Annotated in this window: 14 protein-coding genes; 6 read left to right on the top strand and 8 right to left on the bottom strand. The window is 66.5% G+C overall.

Going from position 1 to position 18135, the window contains the following annotated elements; translation table 11 throughout:
• The first annotated feature begins 36 nt into the window (after nucleotides 1–36).
• Together MF270_RS15045 and MF270_RS15050 are read left to right on the top strand one after the other, a co-directional pair.
• A complete protein-coding gene (locus MF270_RS15045) occupies nucleotides 37–1194 on the top strand; it encodes an FAD-dependent monooxygenase (protein ID WP_238366720.1) in 1158 nt (385 codons plus the stop codon).
• A gap of 440 nt (nucleotides 1195–1634) precedes the next feature.
• A complete protein-coding gene (locus tag MF270_RS15050) occupies nucleotides 1635–4409 on the top strand; it encodes a calcium-binding protein (protein ID WP_238366721.1) in 2775 nt (924 codons plus the stop codon).
• Between the two features lie 50 nt (nucleotides 4410–4459).
• Here MF270_RS15050 and MF270_RS15055 read toward each other — a convergent pair whose 3' ends face one another.
• The 5 genes from MF270_RS15055 to MF270_RS15075 form a co-directional block, all read right to left on the bottom strand.
• Nucleotides 4460–5647: a hypothetical protein gene (locus MF270_RS15055; RefSeq protein ID WP_238366722.1), complete on the bottom strand. Its 1188-nt coding sequence runs from the start codon at nucleotides 5645–5647 to the stop codon at nucleotides 4460–4462.
• A 111-nt stretch (nucleotides 5648–5758) separates the two neighbouring features.
• Nucleotides 5759–6196: a universal stress protein gene (locus tag MF270_RS15060; protein WP_238366723.1), complete on the bottom strand. Its 438-nt coding sequence runs from the start codon at nucleotides 6194–6196 to the stop codon at nucleotides 5759–5761.
• Nucleotides 6193–8823: a TRAP transporter permease gene (locus MF270_RS15065; protein WP_238366724.1), complete on the bottom strand. Its 2631-nt coding sequence runs from the start codon at nucleotides 8821–8823 to the stop codon at nucleotides 6193–6195. Before MF270_RS15065 ends, MF270_RS15060 begins: the two co-directional genes overlap by 4 nt.
• 115 nt (nucleotides 8824–8938) lie before the next feature.
• Nucleotides 8939–9904, bottom strand: a complete 966-nt coding sequence (locus MF270_RS15070) for a TAXI family TRAP transporter solute-binding subunit (RefSeq protein WP_238366725.1) — start codon at nucleotides 9902–9904, stop codon at nucleotides 8939–8941.
• Nucleotides 9905–9945: 41 nt separating this feature from the next.
• A complete protein-coding gene (locus tag MF270_RS15075; protein WP_238366726.1) occupies nucleotides 9946–10800 on the bottom strand; it encodes a MurR/RpiR family transcriptional regulator in 855 nt (284 codons plus the stop codon).
• Between the two features lie 137 nt (nucleotides 10801–10937).
• Between MF270_RS15075 and MF270_RS15080 the strand changes: the two genes are divergently transcribed.
• On the top strand, nucleotides 10938–12257 hold the full coding sequence (locus MF270_RS15080) for an aspartate aminotransferase family protein (RefSeq protein ID WP_238366727.1): 1320 nt from the start codon (nucleotides 10938–10940) through the stop codon (nucleotides 12255–12257).
• On the top strand, nucleotides 12254–13009 hold the full coding sequence (locus tag MF270_RS15085) for a 3-keto-5-aminohexanoate cleavage protein (protein WP_238366728.1): 756 nt from the start codon (nucleotides 12254–12256) through the stop codon (nucleotides 13007–13009). Before MF270_RS15080 ends, MF270_RS15085 begins: the two co-directional genes overlap by 4 nt.
• On the opposite strand, the gene MF270_RS15090 is transcribed toward MF270_RS15085, so the two are convergent.
• Together MF270_RS15090 and MF270_RS15095 are read right to left on the bottom strand one after the other, a co-directional pair.
• On the bottom strand, nucleotides 13010–13774 hold the full coding sequence (locus tag MF270_RS15090; RefSeq protein WP_238366729.1) for a hypothetical protein: 765 nt from the start codon (nucleotides 13772–13774) through the stop codon (nucleotides 13010–13012).
• Nucleotides 13771–14595 carry a sulfite exporter TauE/SafE family protein gene (locus tag MF270_RS15095; protein ID WP_238366730.1) on the bottom strand — a complete coding sequence of 275 codons (825 nt, stop codon included), beginning with the start codon at nucleotides 14593–14595 and terminating at the stop codon, nucleotides 13771–13773. Before MF270_RS15095 ends, MF270_RS15090 begins: the two co-directional genes overlap by 4 nt.
• A gap of 212 nt (nucleotides 14596–14807) precedes the next feature.
• Here MF270_RS15095 and MF270_RS15100 point away from each other — a divergent pair, with 212 nt between their 5' ends.
• Nucleotides 14808–15989 (top strand): multidrug effflux MFS transporter, encoded by a 1182-nt coding sequence (locus MF270_RS15100; protein WP_238366731.1) that lies wholly within the window; start codon nucleotides 14808–14810, stop codon nucleotides 15987–15989.
• Between the two features lie 33 nt (nucleotides 15990–16022).
• Here MF270_RS15100 and dusA read toward each other — a convergent pair whose 3' ends face one another.
• Entirely contained in the window at nucleotides 16023–17027 is a 1005-nt protein-coding gene (gene dusA / locus MF270_RS15105; protein ID WP_272490765.1) for a tRNA dihydrouridine(20/20a) synthase DusA, read from the bottom strand.
• 263 nt (nucleotides 17028–17290) lie between these two features.
• On the opposite strand from dusA, the gene MF270_RS15110 reads away from it, so the two are divergent.
• A complete protein-coding gene (locus tag MF270_RS15110) occupies nucleotides 17291–18019 on the top strand; it encodes a hypothetical protein (RefSeq protein ID WP_238366733.1) in 729 nt (242 codons plus the stop codon).
• The last annotated feature ends 116 nt before the right edge of the window (nucleotides 18020–18135 follow it).

Genomic DNA, 18135 nt, shown 5'->3' on the forward strand with positions numbered 1-18135 from the left:
GGCCCCTCGGGGCGGGCCACCACAGGGGAGACACACATGCCCAATCTACGCATCGCGATCTGCGGCGGCGGCATCGGCGGCATGGTGGCCGCCATCGCGCTGGCCCGCGCCGGCCATGACGTTCAGGTCTTTGAACAGGCCCGCGCCATGGCCCGGGTCGGGGCCGACATCAACCTCACGCCGAACGCCGTTCACGCGCTGGACGGGTTGGGGCTGGGCCTGGGCGAGACGCTGCGCGACGGCGCCGCGCGGCCCACGCACCGGATAAGCCGGGACGGCATCACGGGCGAGGAAACCTCGCGCCTGCCGATGAGCGCGGCGGCCGAGGAGAAATACGGCGCGCCGCAGCTGACCTTGCACCGGGGCGACCTGCTGGCCGCCCTGGCCGAGCGGGTGCCGCATGACCGCCACCACCTGGGCCGCGGCATCGCCGGGGTCGAGGTGGAGGATCACGGGGCGACCGTTCTGTTCGCTGACGGCACGTGCGACAGCTTCGACCTGGTGATCGGCGCCGACGGCATCCACAGCCGCGTGCGCGAATCCCTCTGGGGGCCGGATGCGCCCGAGTTCACCGGCCTCGTGTCTTACCGCGCCGTGATCCCGCGCGCGCAGGCCGGGGACGCGAAAGACCTCGACGCCTTCACCAAGTGGTGGGGCGACACCTCCGACCGGCAGATCGTCGTCTTCCCGCTGACCCGGGGCGAGGAAGTCTTCATCTTTGCCACCACCCCGCAGGAGGGCTGGACCGAGGAAGGCTGGACCCTGCCCGGCGACCCGGACGAGCTGCGCGCGGCCTATGCCGATTTCCACCCCGAGGTGCGCGCCCTGCTGGAGTGCGTGACCGAGGTCACCCGCAGCGCCCTGCACGTGCGCGCGCCGATGCCGACCTGGTCGCGTGGCCATGCCACGATCCTGGGCGACGCGGCGCATCCCATGGTGCCCTTCATGGCCCAGGGCGCCTGCATGGCGATCGAGGATGCGGTGGTGCTGGCGCGCTGCCTCGAGGGCGTCGGCCCCGCGGGCGTGACCGAGGCACTCGCCACCTACGAGGCCGAACGCACGCCGCGCACCGCCGAGGTGCAACGCAATTCGCTGGCCAATGAATGGCTCAAGGGCCCCGGCAATGCCGACTGGGTCTATGGCTACGACGCCTGGTCGCGCCCGCTGGGCCAGGCCGAACCCGTCGCCGGCTGACACCCCTCTCCCCGTTGGCTGGCTGCACCGCCGCGACCCTTTTCCGGGCGCGGCGGTCGCCATTTCCGCATCCGGCACCGTATCGATCCGGCACGGGGAACGCTGCTGAACACCCAGTCCTTAAAATATTCAAATAACTTGATGTAAATCAATGAGACGACCCGCCCGCTGGATATTGTGACCCTGCCGATAGCGAACTGGAGGGGGTTTGAAACCGGTGGACGGATGCCGATCCGCCCCCAGGTTTCCCAGCGACATTATCGGGTTGCGCGCTTGACACGCTGAACATGATTGCATCGCGGCCGACCCCTTCGGGCCGGCAGAATGGGTGACGGGCCGTCCGCTGTCGCGGGGCCCCGACGCGATGCGATCTGGCGGCGGGCCGGGCGGCGTGACGCGCAGACCGTTCCTGACGGAACGCCACATATAAGAGAGACGCAATGGCAACGCCTATCAATATCGAAAACGTCCAGGACTGGGATGAACCGCTTCTGACCGATCCGCTGTTCACCTCGTCGCATGTCTTCAGCACGGCCGACATCACCGTCACCTTCGGCGGCATGACCATCGGCAACGCGGCCAATCCGCTGTCGGTCTTCGACACCACCGGCGCTTCGGGCACCAAGATCGCGGACGGCGTCACGCTGTACCCGATCGACAGCGAATTCGGCTATTACGTTGAGGATTTCACCGATGCCTCGGTCAAGGTGCTGGACGGCGACTATGCCGAAGGCTGGGCGGGCGATCTGATGATCGCGGGTGTGCAGGCGGGCCTTGTCCTGTCGGATTCGCCCACCGACACCTTCAAGACCCCAGCCCTGCTGGGCACCTGGCTGGCGGGCCTCGGCGGGAACACCGTCAAGGCCTCGACCGAGCATTACGTGGTCATGCAGAACGTGCTGTCGGACCAGCGCTACCCGGGCGACCCGGACGCGCTTTACCCACTCGACAACGATCTTTTCGTGATCGGCGGCGATTATGACGGCATGGCCATGGTCGATGCCATCGCGCTGGCCGGTGACGCCAATGGCGACGGCGTGGCCGACATCAAGGACGTCCTGGCCCCGAACGAGACCGAGATCAGCCACAACATCGCGGCCAGCACCGATTATTCGGTCACCGTCAAGGACGACGGCAAGCTGCTCTATCGCTGGGGCAACACGATCAAGAAGCCGAACGACCTGCGGATGGAGGCGACGCTTGACCTGCCGGACGAATGGGACGACCGGGACGAAGGCACCGGCGTGCGCAAGCTGTTCCAGGTCACCGCGTCGGAACTGGTGGTGCATCACTCGATCACCAACAACCCCAACGACCAGGTCCGCCCCGAGGATTTCGAGAACGAAGCCGCCATCGGCACCCTGCCGACCTACGAGATCATCAGCGACTATTCCGACCCGGCCGAACCCGAGAAGGGCACGCGCGAGGTCTGGGTGACCACGGATGACTACTATTCCGGCGACGGCACACTCTATCCGGCGGGCACGATCCTCAAGGATGCCTGGATGGCCGACCAATGGGCCGCCGGGGACCTCGCGGCCATCGGCGCCGGCGACGGCGCGGCCGGGTTCACCAACGCCTGGTACACAACCATGGACCGCGAACCGTTCGAGCCTGTGCTGAACGAGGATGGCACCGCCTACGAAGGCTCCGGCCCGCGCTGGCGTCTGCAATCGGACAAGTACGGCCAGGATCTGCCCTCGGTGGTGATCCCCGCCGATCCGAGCCTGCCGCCGCCTCCGACCCAGGACGAGGTCAAGTACGACGTCGGGTCCGAGACGCAGACGGTGCTCAACATGCTCGACTGGGGCGCGCCCGCCGTGCCGCTGTCGATCAGCGCCGGATGGCAGGACAAGCCGGGCGAAGTGTCGATCAACGGCATGAACTACAGCTCGGGCTTCGACATGGCCGTTTACATCAAGGGCGACATCAAGCCGGCGACGATCTACAGCGCCGAGCTGCTGGTGGATTACGAGGAAATCGCCCTGCACGACGCCGGTGACACCATCATGGGCACCGCCGGGGACGATTACCTGGTGGGTCTCGGGTCCAACACCTTCACGGGCGGCAGCGGGTCCGATCTGATGGTGCTGACCTACGGCTCCTCGGTGTCCGGCGTGCTGACGGCCAGCACGATCACCGACTTCACCCTGGGCGAGGATGCCATCGGCCTCATCAACCTCGGCGTCACGGACACGAACTTCGACTTCCGCATCAGCCAGATGGTGGTGGGCGGCGACCTGCAGATCTGGCTCGACGCGGACGGCGTTCACCTGGCCGAAACGCCCGAACTGATCGCCACGCTCACCGGCATCACGACCGAGCTGGAACTGGGCGAGGACTTCCTGCTGGCCAACCCCGGCGCGGGCGAGAATCCGTCGGTCACCCCCGTGGTCGGCACGGCGGATGCGGACACGCTGATCGGTACCGAGGGAGACGACCTGATCCAGGCCTTCGCGGGTGACGACCTTGTCACGGCGCTGGGCGGCGACGACACGGTCATGGCCGGCGCGGGCGCCGACACGGTCGATGCAGGCACCGGCGATGACGTGGTCTTTGGCGGGCTTGGCGCGGATGACATCGTGCTGAACAGCGGCAACGACGTGTTCTACGACACGGCCGAGTTCGGCGTTGAAGGGTCGGACACCGTGACCGGCGGCGCCGGCGATGACGAGATCTACGGCGGCGGCGGGGCTGACCTGTTCCTTGGCGGTCTTGGCAACGACTTCATCCAGGGCGGCAAGGGCGACGACACGATCTATGCCGGCGACGGGGTGGACGAGATCTATGCCAACGACGGCAACGACATGGTCACCGGCGGGCTCGGGTCGGACTATGCCATCCTCGGGATCGGTTTCGACACCTGGATCGACAGCGATGACGCGACGGGCGACGACACCGTCTTTGGCGGCGGCGGGGCGGACACGATCGGCTCGCTTGCGGGCGACGACGTGCTGACCGGCGGCGTGGGCGCGGACAGCTTCGTCTTTGGCGCGGCCATGGGCGACGTCACGATCACCGACTTCGTGCTGGCCGAGGATGCGCTGACCTTCGACGCCGCGCTCTGGGCCGGCGCTCTGGACCAGGCCACGCTCGACGCGCGCAGCGCGGTGGTCGATGGGGCGCTGGTGCTGACGCTCGACACCGGGGCCACGCTGACCTTCGACTCGCTGGCCGTGAACACGGGCCTGCTGGACGACATCCTCGTCGCCTGAGCGACCGCGAAAACCAAGGAAAGGCCCCGCTTTGGCGGGGCCTTTTCCTGTCACGCGGCCCGGGCGACCATCCAGCGGTTCAGCCGCATCAGCCCCCAGGCCAGCGGGATCGCAGTCAGACCGGCGATGACATAGGCCAGCGGCTTGTCCCAGAAGCTTTCGAACAACTGGGTATAGGCGTGGATCGCGCCAAAGGTCATCGCGGCGTTGAAAAGACCCCGCTGGTGGCGATGCGCGGCCCAGGCGACCATGGCGACAAGCGCCAGCGCCCAAAGCACGGAATAGACCCCTTCGGAAATCGTCAGCGCCTGCGCGCGGAACGCCTCCTGTGCGGCCGAATAGGCGTCCCAATCATTGTAATCGGCATAGCGGCCGGGGCCCCAGATCGTCTCTCCCACCACGTCGCCCCAGAGCGAGCCGACCAGCGCGCACAGGTTCGCAACGACGAACCCGAGCAGCGCCAGGATCCCGGCATGGCGCGCGATCCGGTCGTCTGCACGGGTGGATACCCAAAGGCAGCCGGCAATCAGCGCCGCCATCTGCAGGATCGACAGCGTCGGCTCGGGCGAGACGAAGACATAGGCGGCGTGCATGTAGAACGTGCCCGTGTCCAGCGCCTGGGCAAAGGGCAGGATCGCCAGCGCCGTGACCAGGCGCACGTCGGTCAGCCAGCCCGCCCCGGCCAGCACTGCAGCGGCATAAAGGTAAAATAGCGCAACCGGCAGCCCCTCGGCGTCGGATTGCGCCAGCAGCAGCGCCAGCCCGCCAATGTGCAGCGCGAGCCCCATGAGCAGGATCGCCCCGGTGACAAAGCCCGCAAGGCTCCCCAGCCGGCGCCCTGTCCAGACCGAAAGCGCGGCGATGGCGGCGCCAAGGCCGGTCATGGCAAGGCCCGCGATGTCCTCGTGCCGCCCGAGCAGCTCGATCGCGCCGCCGCCCATCAGCATGCCCGCGCCGATCAGCGCGGCGGCATTGCCGAACATGCGCAGGCTTTCGGGGCCACGCGCCAGCAGCGCAAGGCCGCCCGCGAGGGTCAGCGTACCGCAGATCGCCACCGCCAGCGCATCGGCCAGCCAGAGGATCAGCCCGGAGGTCGCGGCGAGAATGCCGAGGCACAGCAGGGTATTGATCGCCCGCGCCACCATCGCCTCGCGCCCCCGCGCGGCAATCTCTAGGGCCTGCGCCTCGGTGATGATCCCGTCGGCCACAAGGCGGCTGGTATCGGCGATGACTTTCATGGCGCGGTCTCCTGCGGCGCGGACAGGCCCGACCTTAAAGACAAATCGCGGCATGAACAGGGTTCATGCCGCGACCGTTTGGTGTCGTCAATCCTCGGGCCCCTGCGCGGCCTAGCGCACCACGTAGACCGAGGTCTTGGAATGGCGCACCACCCGCGCGGCTGTCGGGCCCAGCAGGTAATCCTTGAGGTCAGGCGCATGGGCGCCCAGCACGATCAGATCGGCCTTGTCGGTCGAGGCGACATGCAGGATCTCCTGGTAGGATTTGCCGACCGCGACGAGATGCCGGATCTTGCCCGACACCTCCTGCCCCAGCGCGGCGGTGGTCAGCGCGGACAGCATGCCCTTGACCTTTTCCACCGCCTTCGAGGTGTGATCGCCCTCGAAGAAGCCGCCGACCACCGACATGCCGTAATCGGGCACCACCGTGATCACGTCAAGCTGCGCGCCCTCGGCGCTGGCCAGCTTCCACGCCTGCTGCAGCACATCCGTCTCGGTCTCGGGTCGGTTCACGTCGATGGCACAGAGCACCGTGTTGATGGCCGTCATGCCGGAACTCCTTTTTGACGGGCAGCGGCGACGGCCGGGGCGCGGCGCGACTGCAGGAAGGCGATCAGCGCAAGCAGCGCCAGCGCAGGGATGAACATCAGCTCCTTCGGCCACTGGTTGGCCGGAGCCTGCACCGCCGAGATATGCACCGGGGTGTCGCCGTAGAAGTCGAAGGACGACAGCTGGTCGGACAGCGGCGTGCCGAACATCGGCTCGTCCAGCGCGACCATCTCGCCATCCGGCACCAGCGCCAGCCCCAGGGCGTCAAGCCGCGCGGGCCCGGTTTCCTCGGGCACGGTCAGCACCACGGTGAGGTCCTTCATCTCGAGCGTGTCGAAATCCGGCCCCGAGATCACCACCCGCAGGTCGCGGCCCACCGGCGCGGCCTCCAGCGCCTCTTCGAAGGCGGCCGGTTCGATGGCGGTGTAGGGCGGCTGGATCATGTCCATGAAGAACCCCGGCCGGAAGAGCGCGAAGGCGATGACCAGCATCGCCACCGTCTCCCAGATGCGGCTCTTCGTGAGGAACCAGCCCATGGTCGCGGCGGTGAAGACCAGGATGCCGATGGTCGCGATGATGAAGACGATGATGCCTTGCACCCATGTCACGTCGATCAGCAGCAGGTCGGTGTTGAAGATGAAGACGAAGGGCAGCGCCACCGTCCGCAAGCTGTAGAAAAACGCGGTAAAGCCCGTCTTGATCGCATCCCCGCCCGACACAGCCGCCGCCGCAAAGCTGGCAAGCCCCACGGGAGGCGTCACGTCGGCCATGATGCCGAAGTAGAAGACAAAGAGGTGAACGGCGATCAGCGGCACCACCAGGCCCGATTGCGCGCCCAGCTCCACCACCACGGCCACCATGAGCGTGCTCACGACGATGTAGTTGGCCGTGGTCGGCAGGCCCATCCCAAGGATCAACGACAGGATCGCCACCAGCACCAGCATCAGGATCAGGTTGCCGCCCGACAGGAACTCGACGAAATCCGCCATCACCTGCCCGATCCCGGTCAGCGACACGGTGCCGACGATGATCCCGGCGGTGGCGGTGGCCAGACCGATGCCGATCATGTTGCGCGCGCCGTCGATCAGGCCGGCGACCAGGTCCATGAGCCCGTCCTTGACCTTGCCGATGGCATTCGGCTCGCCCCGGAACATCGCCTTAAGCGTCTTCTGCGTCAGCAGGATGCCGAACAGCAGGAAGGTCGCCCAGAAGGCCGAGAGGCCCGGCGATTTGCGTTCGATCATCAGGAAGTAGACCAGCACGATGATCGGCAGCAGGTAGTACAGGCCCGACTTGTAGATCTTGGGGATCTCGGGCAGCTCGACCACCTCGGAATTCGGGTCATCGGGTTCAAGGTCGGGCACGGTCGAGGCGAGGTAGAGCAGCCCGATATAGACCGCCCCCAGCAGCGCCGCGAGGACCCAGCCCGAGCCGGCTGGCACCATCGAGGTGATGAAGCGGACCGGGAATTGAGTGATGTAGCACAGCGCCGCGAAGCCGGCGAAGAAGAAGAACATCCCCAGCACCGTGTTCATCATGTTCACGGCCTTGTTGCCGATGGTCGGCATGTTGTTCTTCACCGCCTCGAGATGGACGATATAGACCAGCGCGATATAGCTGATGATCGCCGGCAGGAAGGCGTGGGTGATCACCTCGACATAGGAAATGCCCACGTATTCCACCATGAGGAAGGCGGCGGCGCCCATGACCGGCGGCATGATCTGGCCGTTGACGGACGAGGCGACCTCGACCGAGCCGGCCTTTTCGGCGGAAAAGCCCACCCGCTTCATCAGCGGGATGGTGAATGTGCCGGTGGTCACCACGTTGGCGATGGACGAGCCCGAGATGAGGCCGGTGGCCGCAGAGCCGACGACCGCCGCCTTGGCCGGGCCGCCACGCAGGTGGCCAAGCGCACCGAAGGCCATCTTGATGAAGTAATTGCCCGCGCCGGCCTTGTCCAAGAGCGCGCCGAACAGCACGAAGAGAAAGACGAAACGCGTCGAGACCCCCAGCGCGATGCCGAAGACGCCTTCCGACGTGATCCACATGTGCGACATGGCCTTGCGCAACGAGGCGCCGGCCCAGCGGATCTGGTCGGGGACGACCTCGGACGCGCCGAAGAACACATAGAGCAGGAAGATGACCGCCAGCGCCACCATCACCGGCCCCAGCGTCCGATAGGCGGCGATGAACAGCAGCACGAGGCCCAGCAGCGAGAAGATCGCGTCGGTGTCGTCGGCCAGCCCGCCGTTGCCGACAATCTTGTCGTAGAAAATGTAGCCGTACATCGCCAGGGTCGCGCCGCCGATGGCCAGCACCCAGTCATACCACGGCACATAGGTCTTGGGCGCGCTCTTGAACAGCGGATAGGCCATGGCCGACAGGAAGATCGCAAAGGCCAGGTGGATCTGGCGCGAGTTGTTGATCAGATCGCCCGGCAGCAGATAAGGCGCCCAGGGCGAGGCCAGCAGTATCTGGAAAATGGACCAGACCAGCGCCACGCCGGCAATGAAAAGACCGATCGTTCCGGGGACGGCACGCGCCCCGCTGTCCGAGGCGGCGACCAGTTCCTGAAGTTCGGCCTCGCTCAGGCCGGCCTTCCCGGTCGAATTATCGACGTTTGACATGGACTACTCCCGTTCCGGCCTTTCCTGGCCGTTGTCGCGCAAAGGTTGGGTCCCCTCCCCGGAACCGGAGAGCGACGCGGGCGCCGCTCTCCGACATGTCGTCAGGCGTGACGGATCACTCCATCATGCCCTTTTCCTTGTAGTACTTGGCAGCGCCCGCGTGCAGCGGAGCCGACAGCGACTGGGTCGCCATCTCTTCGGGCGTCAGGTTGGCGAAGGCCGGGTGCAGGCCGGTGAAGTCCGAGAAGTTCTCGAACACGGCCGAGGTCAGCGCGTAGACCGCGTCTTCGGAGACCGCGTCCGAGGTGACCAGCGTGGCCCGCACACCGAACGTGGTCACGTCGCTGTCGTTGCCCCGGTACATGCCACCCGGGATCGTCGCGACCGAGTAGAAGGGGAATTCCTCGACCAGCGCGGAGACCGCGTCGCCGGAAACCTCGACCAGCACGGAATCGCAGGCCGTGGTGGCCTCCTGGATTGAGCCCGAGGGGTGGCCGACGGTGTAGACCATCGCGTCGATCTGGTTGTCGCAGAGTGCGGCGGATTGCTCGGCCGCCTTCAGCTCGGACGCGAGGGCGAAATCGCCGGTGGTCCAGCCCATCTTTTCCATCAGCACTTCCATCGTGGCGCGCTGGCCCGACCCTGGGTTGCCGATGTTGACGCGCTTGCCCTTCAGGTCGTCGAAGGTGGTGATGCCGGCGTCCGCCCGCGCCACGACCGTGAACGGCTCGGGGTGGACCGAGAAGACCGAGCGCAGGCCATCAAAGGCGCCGTCCTCGAACTGCACCACGCCGTTATAGGCGTTGTACTGGATGTCGGACTGGGCGACGCCGAACTCGAGTTCGCCTTCCTTGATCGTGTTGACGTTGTAGACCGACCCGCCGGTGGATTCGACCGAGCAGCGGATGCCGTGGTCGCGGCGACCCTTGTTCACCAGCCGGCAGATCGCGCCGCCGGTGGGATAGTAGACGCCGGTGACACCGCCGGTGCCGATGGTGATGAACTCTTCGGCAAAGGCTGCCGGGGCCATGACGGCCGCGGTGGCAAAGGCCGCGATCCCCAGTTTGAATTGCTTTGTCATCGTAAACTCCCGTTGATGTGTTTGGGTTTGGGATTTCTTGGTCAGAGGCCGACGACCTCTCCGAGGGCGCGGTTCGCGCCCTCGACATCCGCGATCCGGTCGGTCGCGGCAGGTCCTGCGCGGGCCGCGACCATGGCCATCAGCGTTTCCACCAGGAACATGGTCGCCACGTAGGACGAAAAGAAATTCGGGCTTTCGGTCGGCACCACGATCCGCGCCGAGGCATGGCGCAGCGCCGGGCAGGCATGGGTGTCGCTGATGACCACCACGTAGACGCCCCGCGCCTTGGCAAACTCCGCCGCGCGGATCGAGGTGGCGGCAAAGGGCGGCTTGGTGATGACGATCAGCGCATCAGCGCCATCTAGATCGGCCAGCGCCGCCCCGATCGAGGCGCCCATGCGGCCCGCCGCCATCCAGCCATCGCCCAGGAAATTGCCCATGTAGGCGGTGTATTCCGCGACCCCGGTCGAGCCGAGCCCGCCCAGCACCACCACCCGCCGGGCGCTGTGCAACTGGTCCGCGATCTCGCCCAGCCGGGCGGTGTCGATCTCTTCCGCCAGCCGGTCGATGTTGCGCATGCAGGCATCGCGGTTGCTCTGGATCAGCGTCTCGTTGCCCGCGTCCTGCAACGCGTCGGCACGGGCGGCGAAACTCGCCTGCTGCCGTTGCAGCCGGCGGCGCATGCCCTCGCGCAACTCTTCGAAATTGTCGTAGTCCAGCGCCTTGGCCAGACGCGTGAAAGTCGCCGGCGCCAGCCCCGAATGGTCGGCCACCGCCCGCAGGGACCGGGTCGCGGCGTCCAGCGGATTCGCGGCGATGTAATCGCCCGCCTCCCGCAGGCGCGCGCTGAGCCCCTCGTAGTTGGAGGCGAGCCGTTCCTCGAAACTGCTGAGCAAGCGTGGCCCCCCCGGGTGCTGTCATCAAACAATCGAGTCGGAGCGTTTCATTTGTTTCATATATTGTCAACATGCGACCCATCTGTTTCATGCTATCTTCGGGCGAACGCGCCGAATCGACCCTGGAGTTGACCCACATGACCCATGTTTTCCACCGCAGCGCGCGCCAGGCGCCCCCTGTCGCTGTCCGTGGTGAGGGTGCCTATATTTTCGACACATCGGGCAAGGCCTATCTTGACGGATCGGGGGGCGCGGCCGTGTCCTGCCTTGGTCATTCCGATCGCGACGTGATCGCGGCCATGCGGGCCCAGGCCGATGCCATCGCCTTTGCGCATACCGGGTTCTTCACCTCCGAGCCGGCCGAGCGGCTGGCCGACCGGCTGATCGACCATGCGCCCGAAGGGCTCGACAAGGTCTATTTCGTCTCGGGCGGGTCCGAGGCGGTCGAGGCCGCGCTCAAGATGGCGCGGCAGTATTTCGTCGAGATCGGCCAGCCCCAGCGCGGCCGCTTCATCGCGCGGCGGCAAAGCTACCACGGCAACACGCTGGGCGCGCTGGGCACCGGAGGCAATGCCTGGCGGCGGGCGCAGTTCCAGCCGCTGATGGTCGAAACCAGCCATATCGCGCCCTGCTACGCCTACCGCGACCAGCAGCCGGGCGAGAGCCTCGAGGCTTACGGCCGGCGCGTCGCGGACGAGCTTGAGGCCGAGTTGCAGCGCGTTGGCCCCGAGACCGTCATCGGCTTCATCGCCGAGCCGGTGGTGGGCGCGACCATGGGCGCCGTCCCGGCTGCACCGGGCTATTTCAAGCGCATCCGCGAGATCTGCGACCGATACGGCATCCTCTTGATCCTCGATGAGGTCATGTGCGGCATGGGCCGGACCGGCACGCTCTTTGCCTGTGAACAGGACGGAATCAGCCCCGACATCGTGACCATTGCCAAGGGGCTTGGCGCGGGCTACCAGCCCATCGGCGCAACCCTATGCACTGCAAAAATTTTCGACGCTTTCGTGAACGGGTCTGGGTTCTTCCAGCACGGCCATACCTATATCGGTCACCCGATGGCTACCGCCGCCGCCGACGTGGTGGTGACCAAGCTGACCGACGGCGGGCTTGTCGCCCGCGCGGCCGCGATGGGCGACAAGCTGGACGCGGCCCTGCGCGACGCCTTTGGCCAGCATCCCCATATCGGCGACATCCGCGGCCGCGGAATGTTCCGCGGGCTCGAGATCGTGGCCGACCGCGAGACCAAGGCGCCCTTTGCCCCGTCGATGGGGATCAACAAGAAGATCAAGGCCGCCACCTTCGAGGCCGGCCTGATCTGCTACCCGATGGGCGGCACGCTGGATGGCGTGAACGGCGATCACGTCCTGCTGGCGCCGCCCTTCATCCTGACCGACGACCAGCTGGGCGAGCTGGTGGACAAGCTTTCGGCCGCGTTCAAGGCCGTGCTGTGACCCCGCTGCCGTCGCTGATGGTGGCGCCCAACGGCGCCACACGCACCAAGGCCGACCACCCCGCCCTGCCCGTCACGCTGGACGAGGTGACCGAGACCGCCCGCGCCTGCGCGGCGGCGGGTGCCAATGGCCTGCACCTCCACCTGCGCGACGCGGACCAGCGCCACCTGCTGGACGCGGGCGCCTACCGCGAGGCGCTGGCACATCTTGCCACCGCGCTGCCGGGCCTGCCCGTGCAGGTCACGACCGAGGCGGGCGGCATCTATGCCCCGGGCCACCAGAAGCGGATCGCGCTGGACAGCGGCGCCACGCTCGTCTCGGCCGCCTGGCGCGAGATCACGCGGGAGGATGGGGCGACCGCGTTCTACCAGGAATGCCACGACGCCGGGATCGCCGTGCAGCACATCCTCTATTCAGCAGAGGATGCCGAGGGGTTGGCCCGCACCCTGCCCCGCGCGATGCTGGATGATCCGGCCTTGCAACTGATCTTCGTGCTGGGCCGCTACGTGGCCGGGCAGCAATCGACGCCCGAGATGCTCGCGCCCTTCCTCGGCTGGATGAAGGCCGAAGGCATCTGCCCCGACTGGGGCCTTTGCGCCTTTGGCCAGGGGGAGACCGCCTGCCTCGTCGCCGCCCATGCGGCGGGGGGCAAGTTGCGGGTGGGGTTCGAGAATTCGCTGCTGAACGCCGATGGCATCACCGCGCGCGACAATGCCGAACGGGTGGCCGAGGTGGTTCGCGCCACCGCCTGATCAGCCGCCGAGCGAGGCCGCGACGCTGGGCAGCTCGGGCCGGAAATAGGCGATCATCCGCCCCTCGGCCTGCGGCCCTGTCCAGGGCGCAACCCCGTGCAGCGCGAGGCGATGAACCACGTAGGCTTCGCCCGGCCGCGCGGTCACTTCGACCCGGCAGCAGGTGTCGAAAATGCGCTGCCGGGCGTCCTGGTAGACCTCGGTCAGGTCGACCTCTCCCCAGCTTTCGCGCGGGTATGGCGCCAGGGCCGTGCGAAAGGCATCGCGGATTATCGCGTGACTGCCTTCCCAGACCACCAGCGGGCTCGCCCCTTCGGGCGCATCGTTCAGCGGCAGGCCGAGGATGAAGGCATGCGGCTCGACAAAGCGCCGCCGCCGGTCCGGCCCCATGGCGCGCAGCCCGTCCACATGGGCCGCGTCGCGCTTTTGCCGGTAGCGGAGGTTGGCCTCGCTCTCGCCGTCTCGGGGCCGTGGGTAGCCCGGCCAGACGACCGAGACCTGCGCCCGGTGCCAGTCTTGCGCCCCGTACTGCCCGGTGATCCAGTCGACCGCCGCACCACGCAGCGGCACGCCGTTCACGGACCCGTCCGCCGCATTCCCCAGCGCATCGACACCGACGAACCAGGTGCCTTCGCAGGTCAGCCAGCGCGCGCGAAGGCCCTCGTCCTGAACCGCGTTCAGCGCGTCCCGCCGCGCCGCCTCGGCCCAATCCGCCAGGGCGGGATCGTAGGAGAACCGATGCCAGCCGAGGCGGGAAAATGTCATCCCCACAAGGCCTTGCGCAGCATGTTCAATGCAACCAGCGTCAGGAAGACCGCAAAGACCCGCTTGAGCGGTTTGGGGTCCATGGCATGGGCCAGCTTGACCCCCATCGGCGCGGTGATCAGCGTCATGGCGATGACGATGAGAAAGGCCACCAGGTTCACCGCCCCGATGGTCAGCGGCGGTCGGCTGGCGGCGTCGATGTCCAGCAGCAGGAAGCCCAGCACTGAGGGCACGGCGATGATCACGCCAAAGCCCGCCGCCGTCGCCACCGCCCGGTGGATCGGCGTGTTGTAGAGCGTCATCAGGGGCACCCCGAAGGACCCGCCGCCGATCCCCATGAGCACCGACAGGAACCCCACGAACGGCGAGGTCAGCGCCCGGCCCAGCCCCTTGGGCATCGCCTCGCCCAGCCGCCAGTCGCTTCGGCCGAGGCCCAGGTAGAGGCCGATGACGATGCCGAGGCAGCCGAAGATCGCCTGCAACGTGACCGAGCGCAACCCCGAGGCGACGAAGACCCCGAGGATGGCGCCAAGCGCGATGCCGGGGGCCCAGCCACGCAGGATCTCCCAATCCACGGCGCCCTTGCGGTTGTGCCCAAGGACCGAGCGCACGGAAGTCACGATGATCGTCGCCAGCGAGGTGGCCAGGCAGACCTGCATCAGCTGCGGCCCGTCATAGCCCAGCGTCTGGAAGGCGTAGAAGAAGGCGGGCACCAGGACGATCCCGCCGCCAACACCCAGCAGGCCCGCCAGCACGCCGGCCAGCCCCCCGATGACCATGAGCAGGATCAGCATCTGGAACAGCAACATCGTGTCGGGCATCTTGGGTCTCCGTTGGTTGAGGTGTCGCTTACACCGCCCGGACGGGGCTGGAAAGCCCGGCAAAGTGGCAGACCCCCACAGCAACCCCATATGCGCACCTTATGCTGTGCACGGGTGCACTTGCGCCATGGGACCATCGGCGTATTTTGGCGATCTGAACAGGTCGCCCGCTTATTGCCCGCACCTGACTACCCTTCGAAAGGATTGATCCCTTGTTGCGCACCGCCCTCATTCTCGGGCTGCTGTCGATCGTCGGCCCCTTTGCCATCGACATGTACCTTCCCGCCATGCCTGCCATCGCCGCCGAATTCGCGGTCGACGAGCAGGCTGTCCAGCTGACCCTGTCGGCCTATTTCGCCGCCTTCGGCGTCGCGCAGCTGATCTACGGCCCCTGGGCCGACCAGTCGGGCCGCAAGTTGCCCGTGGCCGTGGGCCTGGCGCTGTTTGCCGTCGCCTCGGTCGGGGCCGCACGGGCCGGATCGGCCGAGGCGCTGGTGGCCTGGCGCGTGGCGCAGGGCCTGGGCGGCGCGGCGCTGATGGCCGTGCCCCGCGCCATCGTGCGCGACCAGTATCGCGGGCCCGAGGCGGCGCAGCTGATGGCCATGCTGATGCTGGTCATCGCCGTGTCGCCCATGCTGGCGCCGCTGGCGGGCAGCATCGTGCTGGCCTTTGCCGACTGGCGCTGGATCTTTGGCGCCATGGCAGTGGTCGCGACGCTGGGCCTTGCCGTGCTGCTGCTGCTCCAGCCCGAAACACTGCCGCCCGAAAAGCGCGTGAAGGTCAACATGCGCAACCTCCTCGCCGGGTGCCGGATCCTGTTCCGCGACCCGGTCTTCATGGGGCTGACATTCATCGGCGGCTTCGCCATGGCCAGCTTCTTCGTCTTCATCGCCTCGGCGCCGTTCGTCTACACCGAGGCGTTCGGCCTGACCGAGACGCAGTTCTCCTACGCCTTCGCGGTCAACGCGGCGGGCTTCTTCGGGGCCTCGCAACTGGCCGGCTGGCTGGGCGCGCGCTGGGGGATGCGGCGGCTGGTGCGGCGCGGCGTGGCCGGGTTTGCCATCGCCACCTGCACGCTGCTGCTTGCGGCCGTGACGATGGACCTCGGCCTCGTGCCGATCATCTTCGGCCTGGTGCTTGCCAATGCCTGCCTGGGCGTGGTGGTGCCGACGGTCATGGTCGTCGCGCTCGACGATCACGGAGAGAACGCAGGCCTCGCCTCGTCGCTTGGCGGCACCTTGCAGATGGTGACGGGCGGGCTGGTCGTGGCGCTGGCCGGACCGTTCTTTGACGGAACCGCCGTGCCGATGATCGGGGCCATCGCCGCCTGTGCGCTCGCGGCCGGAGCGCTGACGCTCTTGACCCTGGGCGCGCGCCCGATGGCCACGGCCTGATCCCTGGTCTGCCCGGTCACCGCCGGGCAGACGTCATTCCGCCGTGGCGGCCTGTGCGCCCAGCACCAGGTCGAGCGCCTGCGCCACCAGTTCGGGCCCGGCCTCGCGGCGATGGGCGTTCTCGCTGAGGAACCGCCGCCACTGCCGCGCACCGGGCCGGCCCGCGAACAGCCCCAGCATGTGCCGCGTGACCTGCGACAGCTTTCCGCCACCTGTCACGTGCCGTTCGATATAGGGCAGCATGTCGCGCACCGCCTGCGCCGCATCGCTGTCCGCACCGGTGCCGAAGATTCGCCGATCCGCCTGGCAAAGGATATCCGCCGGCTGGTGATAGGCGGCCCGCCCGATCATCACCCCGTCAAGGCCCTTTGCCAGGTGCTCTTCGGCCGCGTCGAGGCTGTCGATGCCGCCGTTGATCGAGATGTGCAGGTCAGGGAACGCCGCCTTCATCCGGTGCACCAACGCGTAGTCGAGCGGCGGGATATCGCGGTTTTCCTTGGGGCTGAGCCCCTGGAGCCAGGCCTTGCGGGCGTGGATCGTCACCCGCCGCACTCCAGACGCGCGGATCTTGTCCAGAAAGTCCGGCAACACCTCCTCGGGCTGCTGGTCATCGACGCCGATGCGGCATTTGACCGTGACCTCCACCGGCTGCGCCGCGATCATCGCGGCCACGCACTCGGCCACGAGCTCCGGGGTCTTCATCAGCACCGCGCCGAAGGTGCCCGATTGCACGCGGTCGCTGGGGCAGCCGACGTTGAGGTTGATCTCGTCGTACCCCGCATCCGCGCCCAGCCTTGACGCCTGCGCAAGCTCGGCCGGGTCCGAGCCGCCAAGCTGGAGCGCGACCGGATGCTCTTCGTCATTGTAGGCGAGCAGATGCAGCGCCCCGCCGCGCACCAGCGCCGGCGCGGTCACCATCTCGGTATAGAGCAGCGTCTCGCGGCTGAGCAGCCGGTGCAGCATGCGGCAATGCCGGTCGGTCCAGTCCATCATGGGTGCCACGGCAAGCCGTGACGCATATTTTGCATTTAATTTCATAAACTTACTCTCCGCATACGCAGACAGCCACCTAAGGAGATTTCTCGTGATTCCCGGGGGTTTTCCCCGGTTTCCGTGGGTTTTCCAAGACAGCTTGCTACCGAGTAGCAACATCCATCCCGCCAATCATGTCCAAGCCAGAGCTCCGCCAGGGTTAGGCGACCACCTGATTCTGGCTGCGCCTCGATTTACCCCGTTCGGACGGTTTCCGGCCAGATCGAAGTGACACCACGTTCTCGACGATCAACAAGAAAGGGACAGTCATGTCTCACACGACCCCAGTTAGCTCCCAAAATCTACTCCAGCAAATCTCGCGTGACCGCGCAGCGGGATCTCCATTTGCCTTCCGCGCAGAACTGCCCGCCCAGCCGCGACCTGCCGAAAGTTCCGGGACCAGCAAGAAAGACTCGCCGCGAAAGCCGAAACAGACCGAGCGGACGCAAGTTTCGACCAAAGCGGATAACTTGCCTACAGTAGAGGACTGTTCGGACGAACCCTTCATTTCGGCACGCGCTCCGAAAGATGGCCTCCCGAGATACTGCGCGCAAATCCGTCGCAGGACCGACAGTGGTCCAATCAATATAAGCAAGACGTTCACAGGCCTCAAGGACGCCAAGAAGTGGCGAGATGACACGTTGGCCCAGATACAACTGGGTTTACTTGCTCCCAAGCAAGAAGAAGGCTCAAAAACGGCACCGCGTGTCTGCGATCTAATTCAAAAAAGGAAAGACAAGGGGCGGAGCGTCGAGAAGACCGCAACCCAAAATCTCGAATTTTGGATCAATCACCCACGCTGTCAGGAGCCAGCGTGTACCATAGACCTGAAATGGTTCCAAAACGCGGCAGAGGACCTGCTCAAGTTGGAAATGATGCCGCAAACCGCGGCGACCTACATGACAATGCTTGCTTCATCTTTGAAGTGGGCAGCTGAACGCGACGAGGATGTTCCATACGATGTCGTCGTTCGCGCCATGAAAGTATTGTGGCACTGAATAGCCCCATGGTTCGTGGACGCCTTCTTCCCTAATTTTGTTAGTGTCCGCGCACGTGGTGTAATTTCTGCGCCTTCATAGGTGTAATCCCGGGTGGCCATCGAGGTGTATGGTCG

It is taken from the genome of Mesobacterium pallidum (assembly GCF_019966535.1).
GTDB classification, from domain to species: domain Bacteria; phylum Pseudomonadota; class Alphaproteobacteria; order Rhodobacterales; family Rhodobacteraceae; genus Mesobacterium; species Mesobacterium pallidum.